Origin of the sequence: Streptomyces celluloflavus, assembly GCA_000720995.1 — a bacterium.
Lineage (GTDB): Bacteria > Actinomycetota > Actinomycetes > Streptomycetales > Streptomycetaceae > Streptomyces > Streptomyces celluloflavus.
Genome location: JOEL01000011.1, coordinates 111756 through 126269, shown reverse-complemented (window position 1 = coordinate 126269; position 14514 = coordinate 111756). Strand labels below are relative to the sequence as shown.

13 protein-coding genes are annotated in these 14514 nt (G+C 73.6%); 3 read left to right on the top strand and 10 right to left on the bottom strand.

Annotated elements, in window-relative coordinates; translation table 11 throughout:
- Window positions 1-80: 80 nt before the first annotated feature.
- The 10 genes from IH09_RS12365 to IH09_RS12320 all read right to left on the bottom strand — a co-directional run bounded on the left by IH09_RS12365 (window position 81) and on the right by IH09_RS12320 (window position 10327).
- Window positions 81-2078, bottom strand: coding sequence for an NADH-quinone oxidoreductase subunit 5 family protein (locus IH09_RS12365; RefSeq protein WP_052856225.1), 1998 nt, complete (start codon window positions 2076-2078; stop codon window positions 81-83).
- Window positions 2075-2449, bottom strand: coding sequence for an NADH-quinone oxidoreductase subunit NuoK (gene nuoK / locus IH09_RS12360; RefSeq protein ID WP_052856224.1), 375 nt, complete (start codon window positions 2447-2449; stop codon window positions 2075-2077). Before nuoK ends, IH09_RS12365 begins: the two co-directional genes overlap by 4 nt.
- The gene (locus tag IH09_RS12355; RefSeq protein ID WP_110952244.1) at window positions 2449-3135 is read right to left on the bottom strand and encodes an NADH-quinone oxidoreductase subunit J family protein; all 687 of its coding nucleotides are present in this window, start codon (window positions 3133-3135) and stop codon (window positions 2449-2451) included. Before IH09_RS12355 ends, nuoK begins: the two co-directional genes overlap by 1 nt.
- Window positions 3135-3713, bottom strand: coding sequence for a 4Fe-4S binding protein (locus IH09_RS12350; RefSeq protein ID WP_052856286.1), 579 nt, complete (start codon window positions 3711-3713; stop codon window positions 3135-3137). The genes IH09_RS12355 and IH09_RS12350 overlap by 1 nt, the downstream gene beginning before the upstream one ends.
- Window positions 3714-3856: 143 nt before the next feature.
- The gene (locus IH09_RS12345) at window positions 3857-4822 is read right to left on the bottom strand and encodes a complex I subunit 1/NuoH family protein (RefSeq protein WP_052856222.1); all 966 of its coding nucleotides are present in this window, start codon (window positions 4820-4822) and stop codon (window positions 3857-3859) included.
- Window positions 4819-6144, bottom strand: coding sequence for an NADH-quinone oxidoreductase subunit C (locus IH09_RS12340; protein ID WP_110952243.1), 1326 nt, complete (start codon window positions 6142-6144; stop codon window positions 4819-4821). The genes IH09_RS12345 and IH09_RS12340 overlap by 4 nt, the downstream gene beginning before the upstream one ends.
- A complete protein-coding gene (locus IH09_RS12335) occupies window positions 6141-6803 on the bottom strand; it encodes an NADH-quinone oxidoreductase subunit B (protein ID WP_052856221.1) in 663 nt (220 codons plus the stop codon). Before IH09_RS12335 ends, IH09_RS12340 begins: the two co-directional genes overlap by 4 nt.
- Window positions 6794-7195 carry an NADH-quinone oxidoreductase subunit A gene (locus tag IH09_RS12330; protein ID WP_052856220.1) on the bottom strand — a complete coding sequence of 134 codons (402 nt, stop codon included), beginning with the start codon at window positions 7193-7195 and terminating at the stop codon, window positions 6794-6796. Before IH09_RS12330 ends, IH09_RS12335 begins: the two co-directional genes overlap by 10 nt.
- A 149-nt stretch (window positions 7196-7344) precedes the next feature.
- On the bottom strand, window positions 7345-8580 hold the full coding sequence (locus IH09_RS12325; RefSeq protein WP_318279441.1) for a MinD/ParA family ATP-binding protein: 1236 nt from the start codon (window positions 8578-8580) through the stop codon (window positions 7345-7347).
- A gap of 400 nt (window positions 8581-8980) precedes the next feature.
- A complete protein-coding gene (locus tag IH09_RS12320; protein WP_052856219.1) occupies window positions 8981-10327 on the bottom strand; it encodes an EsaB/YukD family protein in 1347 nt (448 codons plus the stop codon).
- A 217-nt stretch (window positions 10328-10544) separates the two neighbouring features.
- On the opposite strand from IH09_RS12320, the gene IH09_RS12315 reads away from it, so the two are divergent.
- The 3 genes from IH09_RS12315 (at window position 10545) to IH09_RS12305 (ending at window position 14328) form a co-directional block, all read left to right on the top strand.
- On the top strand, window positions 10545-11759 hold the full coding sequence (locus IH09_RS12315) for a sensor histidine kinase (protein WP_052856218.1): 1215 nt from the start codon (window positions 10545-10547) through the stop codon (window positions 11757-11759).
- A gap of 318 nt (window positions 11760-12077) precedes the next feature.
- Window positions 12078-13391 (top strand): sensor histidine kinase, encoded by a 1314-nt coding sequence (locus IH09_RS12310; protein WP_052856217.1) that lies wholly within the window; start codon window positions 12078-12080, stop codon window positions 13389-13391.
- A 277-nt stretch (window positions 13392-13668) separates the two neighbouring features.
- Window positions 13669-14328: a response regulator transcription factor gene (locus tag IH09_RS12305; protein ID WP_052856283.1), complete on the top strand. Its 660-nt coding sequence runs from the start codon at window positions 13669-13671 to the stop codon at window positions 14326-14328.
- Window positions 14329-14514: the final 186 nt, after the last annotated feature.

The window sequence follows — 14514 nt, the reverse complement described above, 5'->3', positions numbered from 1 at the left end:
GGTTCGGCTCCGGCGAGCCCGGCCGCGAGGGGGGTCGGCTGGGGGTGCGGGGTGCGTGCCCCGGGAGTGTGCGGCATCGGTCAGGCTCCCGTGCCCGTGGCGACGAGGACGGCGGCGACGGCCAGGACGAGCGAGCCCGCGAGCAGCGCGCCGAGATAGCTCTGCACGTTGCCGGTCTGGGCGCGGCGGACGGCGGCGCCCAGCCAGCCGGGGGCGGTGCCCGCGCCGCGCACGTAGGTGCCGATGACCTCGCGGTCGAGGAAGCGGACGAGCGTGGCGGCGGCGCGGACGGGCCGGACGAACAGGGCGGTGTAGACGGCGTCGAGGTGGAAGCCGGTGGCCGCGTGGCGGCGCAGCGGGCCGAGGAGGAGGCGGCTCGGGTCGGCCGGGTCCTGGGCGCCCGCGATGTCCGCGTAGGGCGGGGTGTGGGTGGCGATGGCCAGTTCCTCGGAGAGCCCGGGGGACGCGTCCGGGGCGGCGACGGCCACCCCGATGGGCGTCCGGGCGGCCAGCGCGATGGAGTGCCGCCAGGCCGCGTAGGTGACCAGGCCGCCGATGAGGGCGGCGCCGGTGGCCAGGACGGAGGTGGTCAGGGTCGGTGTGAGCGAGCGCCCGTCGAACCAGTCGGGCAGGAAGGGGGCGCCCAGGCCGAGCGCGGCCGTGGGGATGAAGAGCACCCACAGCACGGCGTTCATGGCGAGCGGCTGCCTGCCGTGGTCGGGGGCCTCGGCGCCGCTGCCCCTGAAGGCGAGCAGCCACAGGCGGGTGGCGTAGGCCGCGGTGAGGAGGGCGGTGACCAGGCCGGAGATCAGTACGGTCCAGCCGACGGCGCCGGGGATGCCGGGCACCGCACCGGTGGTGGCGTGCTCGGCGGCGCCCAGGACGGCTTCCTTGGAGAAGAAGCCGGCGAACGGCGGGATCGCGGCGAGCGCGAGCAGTGCGACGGTGCCCGTCCAGAAGGCGTCCGGGATGCGCCGGGCCAGGCCGCTCATCCGGGACATGGCGGCCAGCGAGTTGGTGCCCGCGGCGTGGATGATCACGCCCGCGCAGAGGAAGAGGAGGGCCTTGAAGGCGCCGTGCGACAGGAGGTGGAAGACGGCGGCGCCGCGGTCTCCGACGGCCAGCGCGCCGGTCATGTAGCCGAGCTGGCCGACGGTCGAATAGGCCAGCACGCGTTTGATGTCGTCCTGGGCGAGGGCCGCCAGACCGGAGCCGACCATGGTGACCGCGGCCAGGACGGCGAGCACGACGAGCGCGGCCGCGGAGGCGGCGAAGACGGGGAGGAGCCGGGCCACGAGATAGACACCGGCCGCCACCATCGTCGCGGCGTGGATGAGCGCCGAGACGGGGGTCGGACCGGCCATCGCGTCCGGGAGCCAGGTGTGCAGCGGGAACTGCGCCGACTTGCCCGCGACACCCGCCAGCAGGAGGAGCGCGATCAGGGTGGGGTGGTCCAGGCCGTCCCGGGCTACGTGGCTGAGGATGCCGGTGATGCGGAAGGTGCCCGTGTCGGCGGCGAGCGCGAAGATGCCGAAGAGGAAGGGGACATCGCCGAGCTTGGTGACGAGGAATGCCTTGAGGGAGGCGGCGCGGGCGGCCTCGGTCTCCCAGTAGTGGCCGACGAGGAAGTACGAGCAGATGCCCATGACTTCCCAGCCGACCAGCAGCACCATCAGATCGCCGGTGTAGACGACGAGCAGCATCGCGGAGGTGAAGAGAGAGACCAGCGCGGCGTAGGAGGGGTAGCGCGGGTCGTCGCGCAGATAGCCGGTGGAGTAGATCTGCACACAGCTCGCGACCACGCCGACGAGTACGCCGATGAGCGCGGCGAAGCCGTCGATGTGCAGGGCCAGGTCGATGGGGACCGAGCCGGTCGGGGTGAGCCGGGTCGCGACGTCGGTGGCCGTGCCGCCGCCCTGCCCGAAGGCGACGGCGATGGCGAGCAGGGCGGCGGCGAGCGTCGGCAGCACGGCCAGCGGCCGGACGAAACCGGGGTGCCGGCGCCCCAGCAGGAAGCCCGCGACGGCCCCGAGGAAGGGCAGCAGGGGGACGAGGACGGCGGTGGTCGTGAGCGTCACGCGGTGGCCTCCGCCTTGGTGTCCGGCTGCTGCGGGTCCCGGTCCGCCGCGTCCGCGTCGTCCGCCCGTTCGGCGAGGTCCCGGAGCCGGTCGAGGTCGGAGCTGCCGCGGTTGCGGTAGACGAGCAGCACGATCGCCAGCCCGATGCCGATCTCGGCGGCGGCGAGCGCGATCGTGAAGAGGGTGAGCGCCTGGCCGGCGTGCAGGGTGTCGCGCAGCCAGACGTCGAAGGCGACGAGGTTGAGGTTGACGGCGTTGAGCATCAGCTCGACGGACATCAGCACCAGGATCACGTTGCGGCGCGCGAGCACGCCGTACAGACCGGTGCAGAAGAGGAGGACGGCGAGGACGGCCGGATAGGCGAGATGCATCAGCGGTCCTCTCGCGGAGCGGGGCCGGCGGTGTCGCCGTCCCCACCGGCGGGCGCGGCGGACGTGCCGGATGCGGCGGACGCAGCCGACGCGGCCGGTGGTGCGGCGATGACCGACGGAGTGGACGTGGCCGATGCCTCCGACGCGGCGGGCGGTTCGCCCTTCTTGCGGGAGAGCACGATCGCGCCGACGAGCGCGGCGAGCAGCAGCACGGACAGCGCCTCGAAGGGCAGCACCCAGTACTGGAAGAGGCTGCGCCCGGAGACCTCGGTGGAGCCCTGGACGGTGTCGAGGCGGATCCAGGTGGCCCGGAACGCGTCCACGACGACCCAGACCAGCGCGACGGCCGAGGCGATGGCCACCGTGAGGGCGGCCCAGCGGTTGCCCGAATCGGCGTCCGGGGAGCGGCCGATGGGCGCCTTGGTGAGCATCAGGCCGAACAACAAGAGGACGACGACGGAACCGACGTAGATCAGGACCTGCACCCAGGCGATGAACTCGGCCGTGAGCAGGAGGTACTCGACGGCGATCCCGCCGAGGGCGACGACCAGCCACAGGGCGGCGTGCACCAGTTGCCTGGTGGTGACGGTGACCACGGCCGCGCCGAGGGTGACGATGCCGACGAGGAGGAAGGCGATCTCGACGCCGGTGGGCGAAAGGAAGCCGGGGCTTGCGGCGGCGAGCATCACGATTCCTCCCCGGGCACGTCCCGTTGCCCCGGCTGATCCGGCCCGGCCTGCTCTTCCGGCCCGGCCGGTCGCTGTTCCCGTTCCGCCTGCCGTTCCTGTTCCGCTTCCTGCTGGGCGGCGAGTTTGTCCGCGGCCTTGCGGGCGGCGGCGGCCTCCTTGGGCTCCTCGGCCGCCGGGTCGAGCGCGGGCGGCTCGGGCACCGTCCACATCCACTCGCGCAGCCGGTCGCGCTCATGGGTCAGCTCAAGGATGTCCGTCTCCGCGTACTCGAACTCCGGGGACCAGAAAAGCGCGTCGAAGGGACAGACCTCGACACAGATACCGCAGTACATGCACAGCGCGAAGTCGATCGCGAAACGGTCCAGCACATTGCGGCTGCGCTCGCGCCCGCCGGGGGCGGCGGGCGGCATCGTCTCCTTGTGGGAGTCGATGTAGATGCACCAGTCGGGGCATTCGCGGGCGCACAGCATGCAGACCGTGCAGTTCTCCTCGAACAGCGCGATGACGCCGCGGGTGCGCGGCGCCAGGTCGGGCTGGGCGTCCGGGTACTGCTGGGTGACCGACCGCTTCGTCATCGTCCGGAGGGTGACGGCCAGGCCCTTGGCGAGCCCGGACCCGGGGAAGCCGCCCTTCTTGCCCGGCTTTCCGGCCGGCCGCGCGTCCGGTGCGGCGTCCGGCTGCTTGCCCGGCGCGTCGGCCGGATCGTGGTACGTGGCCATCAGGAGATCAGCACCTTGACGACGCCGGTGAAGGCGATCTGGGCGAGAGCGAGCGGGATCAGGACCGTCCAGGCGAGCTTCTGCAGCTGGTCCTCGCGGAGGCGGGGGTAGGTGACCCGCAGCCAGATGACACCGAACGCGAGGACCGCGGTCTTCAGCAGCGTCCAGAGCCAGCCGAGACCGTCCGCGCCGAACGGGCCGTGCCAGCCGCCGAGGAAGAGCACCGAGGTCAGCGCGGCGAGCACGACGATCCCGGCGTACTCGGCGAGCAGGAAGAGCGCGAACCGCAGTCCGGTGTACTCCGTGTACGCGCCGAAGATGATCTCCGAGTCGGCGACCGGCATGTCGAACGGCGGGCGTTGCAGCTCGGCGAGGCCCGCGGTGAAGAAGACCAGGCCGCCGACGAGCTGCCACGGCACCCACCACCAGTGGAAGGCGTCGAGGATGCCGGGGAGCGAGAGCGTGCCGGCCGCCATCGCGACGGACGCGGCGGCGAGCAGCATCGGCAGCTCGTACGCGAGCAGCTGCGCGGCCGTCCGCAACCCGCCGAGCAGCGAGAACTTGTTCGCGGAGGCCCAGCCCGCCATGAGCGAGCCGAGCACGCCGACGCCCATCACGGCGAGGACGAAGAACAGGCCCGCGTCGAGGGCCTGTCCGACGGCGTTGTGCGGGCCGACCGGGATGGCGACGAGGACCAGGAGGTACGGCAGCAGGGCGACGGCGGGCGCGAGCTGGAAGATCCGCCGGTCGGCGCCGGCCGGGACGATGTCCTCCTTCTGCGCGAACTTCACACCGTCGGCGACAAGCTGCGCCCAGCCGTGGAAGCCACCCGCGTACATGGGCCCGAGCCGGCCCTGCATATGGGCCATCACCTTGTGCTCGGTCTGCCCGATGACCAGCGGAAAGACGAGAAAGACGACGAAGACGGCGAGGAGGCGCAGCACGATGGCGAGGGTGTCGCTCATGGGGTGTCGCCTCCTGCCTGGTCATGGGGGGTGGGGTGGGCGCCGGGGCCGTCCTGCTGGTTCTGCGGCTGGTCCTGTGCCGGCTCGTCCGGCTGGTCCGGCTGCCGATCCGGCTGCTCCGGCTGCGGCTCTTCCGTCTCCGGCTCCGGCTTTCCCGGCTCCGGCTGCGCCGTCGGCTCGGTGAACGCCGGGCGCGCGTGGTGCCAGGGGGCGTCGGAGGCGGGCGGGGTGGCCGCCGGGGCACCCTCCTCGGCCGCCGCGCCCTTGTCCGGGGCGGCTGTCTCGGTCGGCGTACCCTCCGCCGGTGCCACCTGCTGCTGGCTGGCCGAACCCTCGCTCGCGGAACGCGTACGGCGTGCGGGACGGTCCGTACGCGCCGGGCGTGCGGGACGTTCGGGGCGCGCGGGACGTCCGGCCACGCCCGAGTCACCGGCCGCCGCCTGGGTCCCCGGGGCCGCCTGGGACTCCGGGACCGTCCGGGACTCCGGGGCCGCCGTGGCTTCGGTGCTCGCGCCCGGCCCCGTACCGGTCTCCGGGCCCGCCGCCCGCTGGCCGGCCGATCCCTCGCCGGCCGTCCGTGTACGGCGGACCGGACGCTCGCCCGCGGCGGCGCCGGCCGCTCGCGCACCCCGCGCCTGCCGTGCGGGCGCGGGCGGCAGCTGGCCCTTCAGCGGGCCCCATTCGTTCGGGTCCGGGACACCGGGCGGCAGCATCTGGCGGCGCTTGGGCCCGCCGTGCTCGGACTCGCCCGGCTCCTTCGCGCCCGGCCACGCCTTGGCGACCCGCGCCGCCAGCACGAAGTCCTTGCGCAGCGGGTGGCCCTCGAACGTGTCGGGGAGCAGCAGCGGTACGAGGTGCGGATGTCCGGTGAAGTCGACGCCGAACATCTCGTGGGTCTCCCGCTCGTGCCAGCCCGCGCCCGCGAACACCCCCACGGCGGTGGGCAGCACCGCGGCGTCGTGCGGGACGGTCGTACGGACGAGCAGGCGGTGGACGGTGCCGGGGCGGGCCACGTCCGCGAGGTGGGCGCAGATCCGGAAGCCGGTGCCCGGCTCGTCGACGGCGCTCAGCCAGTCGAAGTAGGTGCAGCCGAGGTCGTCGCGGGCGGCCGTCAGCGCCGTGAGCCAGCGGTCGGCCGGGACGTCGACCGTCAGCAGGTCGTAGGCCAGTTCCGCCGTGGCCCCCGCGCCGAAGATCTCGCTCGCGGGCCGCGGCAGCCAGCCGACGACCGGTTCGGCGGCAACGGGCTCGGCGGCGGACGCCGCGGCGGGCTCGGCGACCGGCTCGGCCGGCTCCCCCGGCTCGGGCCGCTGCTCGCTCATCGGGGCCCCTCCCCCGGCGTCGTGCCACCGCCCGGCTTCGGCGCCGGCGGCGCCACCAGCCCGCTGCGCAGCGCCGCCGCCGAAGGCCGCGCGGCGCCGCCCCCGTGCCCGTACCGCTCCCCCAGCGACTCGCGCGCGATCTTCTCCTGGAGCTTGAGGATGCCCTGGAGCAGCGCCTCCGGCCGCGGCGGGCAGCCCGGTACGTACACGTCCACCGGGATGATCTGGTCGACGCCCTTGGTGACGGAGTACGAGTCCCAGTAGGGGCCGCCGCAGTTGGAGCAGGCCCCGAAGGAGATGACGTACTTCGGCTCGGGCATCTGCTCGTAGAGCCGCTTGATCGCGGGCGCCATCTTGTCGGTGACCGTGCCGGAGACGATCATCAGGTCGGCCTGGCGCGGACCGGGCGCGAACGGGATCACGCCGAGCCGGATGAAGTCGTGGCGGGCCATGGACGCGGCGATGAACTCGATGGCGCAGCAGGCCAGACCGAAGTTGAAGACCCACAGGCTGTAGCGGCGGCCCCAGTTGAGGACCACCTTCATCGGCTCGGGGGCCAGACGGGCCAGTGTGCCCAGGCGCCGCGGCTCCGGCAGGTAGACGGGGACGGCGCACTCGGCGTCGCCGGCGGAGCCGTCGGAGGCGGGGGTCACGTCCATTCCAGGACGCCCTTCTTCCATGCGTAGAGCAGGCCGACGGTGAGGAAGCCGAGGAAGATGAACATCTCCACGAGCGTCGTGCCGCCGAAGCCGGGGGCGGCGAAGACCGTCGCCCAGGGAAAGAGGAAGATCGAGTCGACGGCGAAGATGACGTAGAGGAAGGCGTAGACGTAGTAGCGGACCTGGGTGTGTGCCCAGCCCTCGCCGACGGGGTCCACGCCGCATTCGTACGTGAGCAGCTTCTCGGGCGTCGGCACCACGGGCCGCAGCAGCCGCCCGGCCCCGAAGGCCACGGCGACGAAGAGCACACCGATCACGGCGATGAGCCCGACGACCGAATAACTCTGGAAATAGTCCGCGGCGACGGTGGTGCGTACGGTCGCGTCCGGCACGTCCGCCCCTCGCTCCCTGACTGCGCTTGTTCAACGACTTCGACGATCTGTACGCACGGGAGTCTAGGCCCTGCACCGCCCACCCTGACCAGCCGCGTCACGCCGATGGCAGGAAGTCCCCGCTTCTTCCGGCCCGGTCACCCGCACGTTCACCGGGGCGGGCCGGGGGCGGGCATGCCGGGACCCGAGGGGCTTCCGTAGGCCGTGGAGACCGCCGGGGACGGCAGGACCGGCGGAGCTGACGGGACCGGGGGGACCGACGGGACCGGCAGGGCTGCCGGGGCGGGCGGGGCTGCCGGAGCCGGCCGGGCGGTGGGGACCGGCCGGGCGGTCGGGGGCATTGGGCCAGGGGGAGGTGTCGGGGCGCCAGGGGTCGTAGAGGTGCCAGGGGACGCGGGTACGCCGGACGACGTGGGGGCGGGTGCGCCGGGGGCGGCGACCGGTGCGCCCGCTCCGGTGCGGCGTCGGCCCGGGGTGCGCGAGACCGCGCGGTTCATCACCTCGGCCGCGATCCGCGCCGCGGCCTGGAGCGTCCGCTCGCCGAGCAGATCGGTACGGATCGCGCCGCCCGCCGCGAGATGGCGGTCGTACGGCAGCGGCAGCACGACCGCGCCGCCGATGCCCAGATGCTCGGCGGCCCTGCGGAGGTCAAGTCCCGTATCGGGCGCGGCATGGCTGACCACCACGACCGTCGTCGGCAGGATGCCGGGGTGCACACCGCCCACCCAGTCCAGGACGGCGCGGGTGGCCACCACGCCCTCCGGGGTCGCCGGGGAGACCAGCACCCGCGCCTGCGTCGTCACCAGCGCGGTGCGCGCCACCTCGGCGGGCAGCGTCTCGCAGTCCACGACGGTGGTGGCGAAGTACCGGCGCAGCGAGGTCATCACCACCCGGTACGTCTCGATGTCCAGCCTGGTGCCGATGGCGCCCTGGCTGCCGGGCAGCAGCCAGCCGCCGCCCGGGAACGGCAGCAGATACCCCGTCAGATCCGTGATCAGCATGGCCGGGTCGACGATCTGCGCCAGGTCGCTGCCCGACCAGCGCACCTCCCGCGCGCCCAGCCGGTGCGGCAGCGTCCCGAGCGCCGGGTCCGCCTCGACGGCGAGCACCGGGTCGGAGCGGTAGTGCGCGTAGGTGAGGGCCAGCAGGGCGGCGACGGTGGACTTGCCCGCGCCGCCGCGGATGCTCGACACGGATATCTGCCGCCCGGAGGTCACCGGCTGCTGAATGGCGTACGCGGCCTCCGTCACGGCGGCCGTCTCGGCGGCCGGTGACGACGCGATGGCCCGGCGCACCACCCGCCCCGCCCGCTGGACGACGTTCTCCCCGTGCCGCGGCTTGCCCCGCAACGCCTCCGCCTCGGGCGGCAGCAACGGTACGGACACGGGGGTCGGAGCGGCGCCCGGCCCACGGACCAGGGGAGAGGAGGAAGGGGTGGGCGCGGGGGCCCGTACCGGTACCGGTCGCCCCACCGGACCGCCAGGCCCGCCCCGCCCTTCCGCCCCGCGCGGCCCGTACGGACCGTCCGGCCCATGCGGCTCGCGCGACCCGTCGGGGCCGTACGAACCGTCCGGTCCGTCCGTACCGCCGTAGGGCCCGTGCGCTCCGTACGACCCATGCGCTTCGCGTGGCGCGTACGTCCCGTCCGGCCCGTACGGCCCCTGCGATCCGTTCCATCCGTCTGCTGACATGACCCCTCTGCCCCTGCCGCCGTCTCCGCCGCTGCCGCTGCCCCCACCGCTCTTCCGGGCATCCGGCCCGGACCGTTCGGAACGCTCAGATCGCTCAGAACATGTGCGGCAGCCGGCTGTAGACCCCGAACGCCCCGAGCGCGACCGGAATCAGCGCCACCACCCCGGCCGACTCGACGAGGTTCGTCAGCCGGCGCAGCCGGACCCGGACATGCTCCGGTACGCGCACCATGAGCGCCACCAGGGGCAGCACCGCCAGTACGCACAGCGCGGCCAGCGCCCCCGCCGGATTGTCCGCACCGGCCGCCCACCGCACCACCAGGCACACCGCCACCGCGGTGCCGGCCGCCAGCAGCGCGATGACCTCCACCGCCAGCGGATACGCGCGGGACCGCGAGCACAGCACCACGCACAGCAGCACCGCGGCCGCCACCGACCAGCCGTCCTGTGACCCCGCGGCGAGGACCCCCGCCGTACCCGCCGAGACCGCCATGGTGACGGTGGCGAGCGCGAGTCCGCGGTGGGTCGCGCCCAGAGCGGTGGCCACCCGGTGCCTGCTGACCGGTGTGCCGCCGGAACGCCGGTCGTCCAGCCGGGTCAGGCCGGCCCCCCTCAGGGCCAGCCGGGGCAGCCAGCCCAGGACCAGCACCGATACCAGACCGAGCGCGACTCCCGTACGCGGCACGCTCGTCAGCGCCAGCCCCGCTTCCCAGGCGCCCACACCGAGCGCGACCACCGCCGCCCCGATGAGGCCGCCGCGCCCCAGTTCCGTACCGAGTCCCAGCAGGGCGAGCGCGGCGGCGACGGTCAGTCCGACGGCCGCCGGCCGTACCGCGCCGTCCGTGGTGGCCTGCCATGCGGCGAGTACCCCGAGCGTGCCGCCCCACAGGAGCAGCGCGGCACCCGGCGCCCGACGGCCGCGCCGCCCAGCGGCCACTCCGGCCGCCGCGGCGCACACCGCGACGGCGCCGAGCCAGCCGGCGGCGCGGTCCGGCCCGTACCAACTCCCCGCGGACACCCCGGCGATCAGCGCCAGCAGCACGCTCGCCGCACCGGCCGTCCAGGTCCGGCTGCGGTCGCCCCACCGCCAGCCGCGCACCTCGAAATCTTCGGCGGCCTCGTCGGCGGGGCCGGGTGCGTCCGGCGCCGCCGGTCCCCCGGTCTCCCGTACGAGCCGCAGCACGGCGCCGTCGGGCACCTCCGCCGACGCCAGCGAATCGTCCGGCGAGAGCACCGCGCCCGCCTCGGTGACCAGCCGTCGCGACGGCGTCCCCGGGTCCGGCCGGTCGCCGAGCAGCCGCGCGATTTCGGGCAGCAGCACGCCGATGGGTTCCTGCGCGGGCAGCGCGAGATCGATCCGCCGCCGCTCACCGACCAGGGTCACCCGGCTGAGCGGGGCCCCCTGTTCCGCCTGTTCCGCCCCCGTACGCATGCTCACCATGCGGTCGCCCCTCCCCCGCTTCCCTGCCGCACACCCTACGGTCCGCCGTCCCCTCCCCCTACAGCCGCTCTCCGGCCAACCGGTCTTGCGCGCACGCATCGGTTCGGCGGAGCGACCGGCCCGAGGCGACGCGGGGCGGCGGGGGTAGGGGAAACCCCACCCCCGTTACCCTACGTACCCCATGGCACGCCGGGCCGCGGGCAGGCAGGCTGGGGGTATGACAGACAGTTCCCGGACCAGCACTGCCGATGACGCCGTCGACGGCACCGTCCTGCCGCCGCCCAGGGCGCCCCTCGGTCCCTCCACCTGGCGGGAAATGGCCTACCTGCTGTCCAACTTCCCGGTGGGTGTGGCCGCCTTCTGCGTGCTGGTGGTGTGGCTCGTGGCGGGCATCGGGCTGTCCGTCACGGTGATCGGGCTGCCGCTGCTGGCGTCGGGGCTGACGGCGTGCCGGTGGTTCGGGAGGCTGGAGCGGGCGCGGGCCCGTGCGCTGCTCGGGATACAGGTGGCGGAGCCGAGCCCGGTGCGGCCGCGGCACCCGGGGTTCTTCCCGTGGCTGTGGACGTGCCTGAAGGACCCGGTCGGCTGGCGGCACGCCCTGTACTCGTTCGTCCGGCTGCCGTGGGCCATCCTCACCTTCGCCCTCACGCTCGTCCTGTTCTTCGTGGGGTGGCCGGCGCTGCCGTGGGTGGCACGCTGGCTGTCGAACGTGGACCGGGCGATGGTGCGCGGGCTGCTCTCGCCGTCCGACGAACTGGAGCGGCGGATCGCCGAGCTGGAGTCGGACCGCGTGACGGTCACCGACACCGCGGCGGCCGATCTGCGGCGCATCGAGCGCGATCTGCACGACGGTGCGCAGGCCCGGCTCGTCGCGCTCGCCATGGGGCTCGGCCTGGCGAAGGAGAAGCTGCTGGAGGACCCGGACGCGGCGGCGGCGATGGTGGACGAGGCGCACGGCGAGGTGAAGCTGGCGCTCCAGGAGCTGCGCGACCTGGCCCGCGGCATCCATCCGGCGATCCTGACCGACCGGGGGCTGGGGCCCGCGCTGACCTCGCTGGCCGGACGCTGCACGGTACCGGTCAGGGCCGCCGTGGACCTGGCCGAGCGGCCCGCCCCCGCCATCGAGGGCATCGCCTATTTCACCGTCTCCGAGCTGCTGCAGAACATCTCGAAGCACAGTGCGGCACGGCAGGCGACGGTCGAGGTGTGGCGGGCCGAGGACCGGCTGATGATCCAGGTGCGGGACGACGGACGGGGCGGGGCGCGGCTGGACGGCGGCACCGGTATGTCCGGGCTCGCCGAGCGGCTGGGGTCGGTGGACGGACTGTTCGTACTCGATTCGCCGGTCGGCGGGCCGACGCTGGTGACGGCCGAACTGCCGTGGCGGGCACGGACGCTGAACGAGGCCACGGGCCGGGCGGTGCGCGGCTGAACGACTGATCGGCTGAGCCGCTGAGCGGCTGAGCGGCGGGCCGAGCGCACGGGCCGGACGGGTGCTGGCCCGGTGCCGGCCCTTCGGCATGTCCCCGTACACCGCCGATATCACCCCGGACCTGGGCAAATACGCTCAACCCCCAGACCGGGGGTGGGGAAAACCCCAGGTGAAGACTGCGAAGACCCTCATGGTGCGGACGGCGTCCGTCGCGGATTCTGGACGTAGCGGCGAAAGGGCCGGCACGACGGTCGTGCGAGAACTGCGACATCAACAGCAGGAAGTGGCGCCGGAGACGGCAGAACGGACGAAGAGACGATGGATACCGGATACGCACCACAGCCCCGCGCCTCCCGCGTGCCGGTGGGGCTGCGCGCCCCCTTCTCCGGGCGCACCTGGCGGGAGTTCCTCCACCTCATCCTCAACCTCCCGATGTCCGTCGTGATGTTCGCGTACGCGATAGTGGTGATGTCGCTCGGCGCCGGTCTCCTGATCACGTTCCTGGGCATCCCGGTGCTGGCGGCCGGGCTGTCCGGCAGCCGGGCCCTGGGCGCCCTGGAGCGGGGGCGCGCTCGGGCGCTGCTGGATCTGGACGTGGCCGCCCCGGAGCCGATCCGCCCCTCCAAGCCGGGCCTGATGGGGTGGGTCGGAGCCGTGCTGAAGAGCGGCGCCTCCTGGCGCCACCTCCTCTACGGCCTGCTGCACTTCCCGTGGGCGCTCTTCTCCTTCGTCTTCTCGGTGGTCTTCTGGACCGTGGGCTGGGCGCTGCTGGCATACCCGCTGTGGCAGTGGACCTTCCCCGCCTACCTCGGCCAGCCGGGCATCCAGCTGTGGGGCGACGGCACCGGCAACGGCGTCTATGTCGACGGTTCGACGGGGATGGCGTTCGTCAGCGGCTTCGGGCTGCTGCTCACGCTGGCCGGACCGTGGGTGATCCGCGGGCTGACGTCGGTGGACCGCCTCATGATCCACGGGCTGCTGGGCCCCTCCTCCCTCGCCACCCGGGTCTCGGAGCTGGAATCGGACCGCGGAGTGGTGGTCGACACCGCGGCGGCCGATCTGCGCCGGATCGAGCGTGATCTGCACGATGGCGCACAGGCCCGGCTCGTCGCCCTCGCCATGGACCTGGGCCTGGCCAAGGAGAAGCTGACGGAGGACCCCGCGGCGGCCGCGAAGATGGTGGACGAGGCGCACGGCGAGGTGAAGGTCGCGCTCCAGGAGCTGCGCGATCTGGCCCGCGGTATCCACCCGGCGATCCTGACCGACCGGGGGCTCGGCCCGGCGCTGTCGGCGCTCGCCGCGCGGTGCACGGTGCCCGTGAAGGTGACCGTGGACCTGGGCCACCGGCCGGCCGCGGCGATCGAGGGCATCGCGTACTTCACCGTCTCCGAGCTGCTGCAGAACATCTCGAAGCACGCCCAGGCCACCAGCGCGACGGTGGACGTCTGGCACACCGCGGACCGGATCATGGTGCTGGTGACGGACGACGGCCGGGGCGGCGCGAACACGGCGACGGGCAGCGGGCTGGCCGGCCTCTCCGAGCGGCTCGACTCGGTCGACGGCCTGCTGGTCGTGGACTCCCCGGTCGGCGGCCCGACCGCGATATCCGCCGAGCTGCCCTGGCGCGGCTAGGCACACCCGGCCAGAACCTCGGGGCCTGGACTCCCCGGAGGGTTCGTGGCCCGGGGCCGCCGGCCTCCAGGCTCTGCGCCTGGGGGCCGGCGGCCCCGGGCCGCCCCGCCTCGTCTCACCCCCTGTCCGTCCCCCCGCGTCTTCCCCACCCACCGGAACCGCGTCCGCCCACCCCGAATCCCGTCGGCCCGCAGCATCCCTGTCCAGATGCTGGGATGCTGGGGGTGACAGGGTGGGGATCGACAAAGCGTGGGGATTTCGAATCGTGGAGGACAAAGTGCGGGTGGTCATCGCCGAGGACTCGGTGCTTCTCCGGGAGGGCCTGACCCGGTTGCTGACCGACCGGGGGCACGATGTCGTGGCGGGTGTGGGCGACGCCGAAGCCCTGATCAAGGTGATCGGGGAGCTGGCGGACGAGGGTGCGCTGCCGGACGTGGTGGTAGCCGACGTGCGGATGCCGCCGACCCACACCGACGAGGGGGTGCGGGCCGCGATCCGGCTGCGCCGGGACCACCCGGGCCTGGGTGTGCTGGTGCTCTCGCAGTACGTCGAGGAGCAGTACGCGACGGAGCTGCTGGCCAATTCGAGCCGGGGCATCGGCTACCTCCTCAAGGACCGGGTGGCCGAGGTCCGGGAGTTCGTGGACGCCGTGGTCCGGGTCGCCCAGGGCGGCACCGCGCTGGACCCCGAGGTCGTGGCGCAGCTGCTCGGCCGCAGCCGGAAGCAGGATGTGCTGGCCAACCTGACGCCCCGGGAGCGGGAGGTGCTGGGACTGATGGCCGAGGGCCGGACGAACTCCGCGGTCGCCCGGCAGCTGGTGGTCAGCGATGGTGCGGTCGAGAAGCACGTCAGCAACATCTTCCTGAAACTGGGCCTGTCGCAGAGTGACGGGGATCACCGCCGGGTGCTCGCGGTGCTCACCTACCTCAACTCCTGACCGCTCGGCTCCTGACCGGCTGACACCCGGTCAGGCATGCGGACCGGGGCCGCATCCGCCGAGACCCAGGGCTTTGGTCGTAGAACCAATGACGGAGGCCGGAGCGCCGCGAAGACGAGCCGACGGGGGAGCGAATTTCGTGACAAAACGGTCCAGATCAATATCTCAAGCCGCCGTCCACCATAT

Bases quoted from the DNA above. Each gene is read 5' to 3' on its own strand.
- nuoK (WP_052856224.1), bottom strand. From the start codon at position 2,449: ATGCATCTCGCCTATCCGGCCGTCCTCGCCGTCCTCCTCTTCTGCACC.
- IH09_RS12355 (WP_110952244.1), bottom strand. From the start codon at position 3,135: ATGCTCGCCGCCGCAAGCCCCGGCTTCCTTTCGCCCACCGGCGTCGAG.
- IH09_RS12350 (WP_052856286.1), bottom strand. From the start codon at position 3,713: ATGACGAAGCGGTCGGTCACCCAGCAGTACCCGGACGCCCAGCCCGAC.
- IH09_RS12345 (WP_052856222.1), bottom strand. From the start codon at position 4,822: ATGAGCGACACCCTCGCCATCGTGCTGCGCCTCCTCGCCGTCTTCGTC.
- IH09_RS12340 (WP_110952243.1), bottom strand. From the start codon at position 6,144: ATGAGCGAGCAGCGGCCCGAGCCGGGGGAGCCGGCCGAGCCGGTCGCC.
- IH09_RS12335 (WP_052856221.1), bottom strand. From the start codon at position 6,803: ATGGACGTGACCCCCGCCTCCGACGGCTCCGCCGGCGACGCCGAGTGC.
- IH09_RS12320 (WP_052856219.1), bottom strand. From the start codon at position 10,327: ATGGTGAGCATGCGTACGGGGGCGGAACAGGCGGAACAGGGGGCCCCG.
- IH09_RS12315 (WP_052856218.1), top strand. From the start codon at position 10,545: ATGACAGACAGTTCCCGGACCAGCACTGCCGATGACGCCGTCGACGGC.
- IH09_RS12310 (WP_052856217.1), top strand. From the start codon at position 12,078: ATGGATACCGGATACGCACCACAGCCCCGCGCCTCCCGCGTGCCGGTG.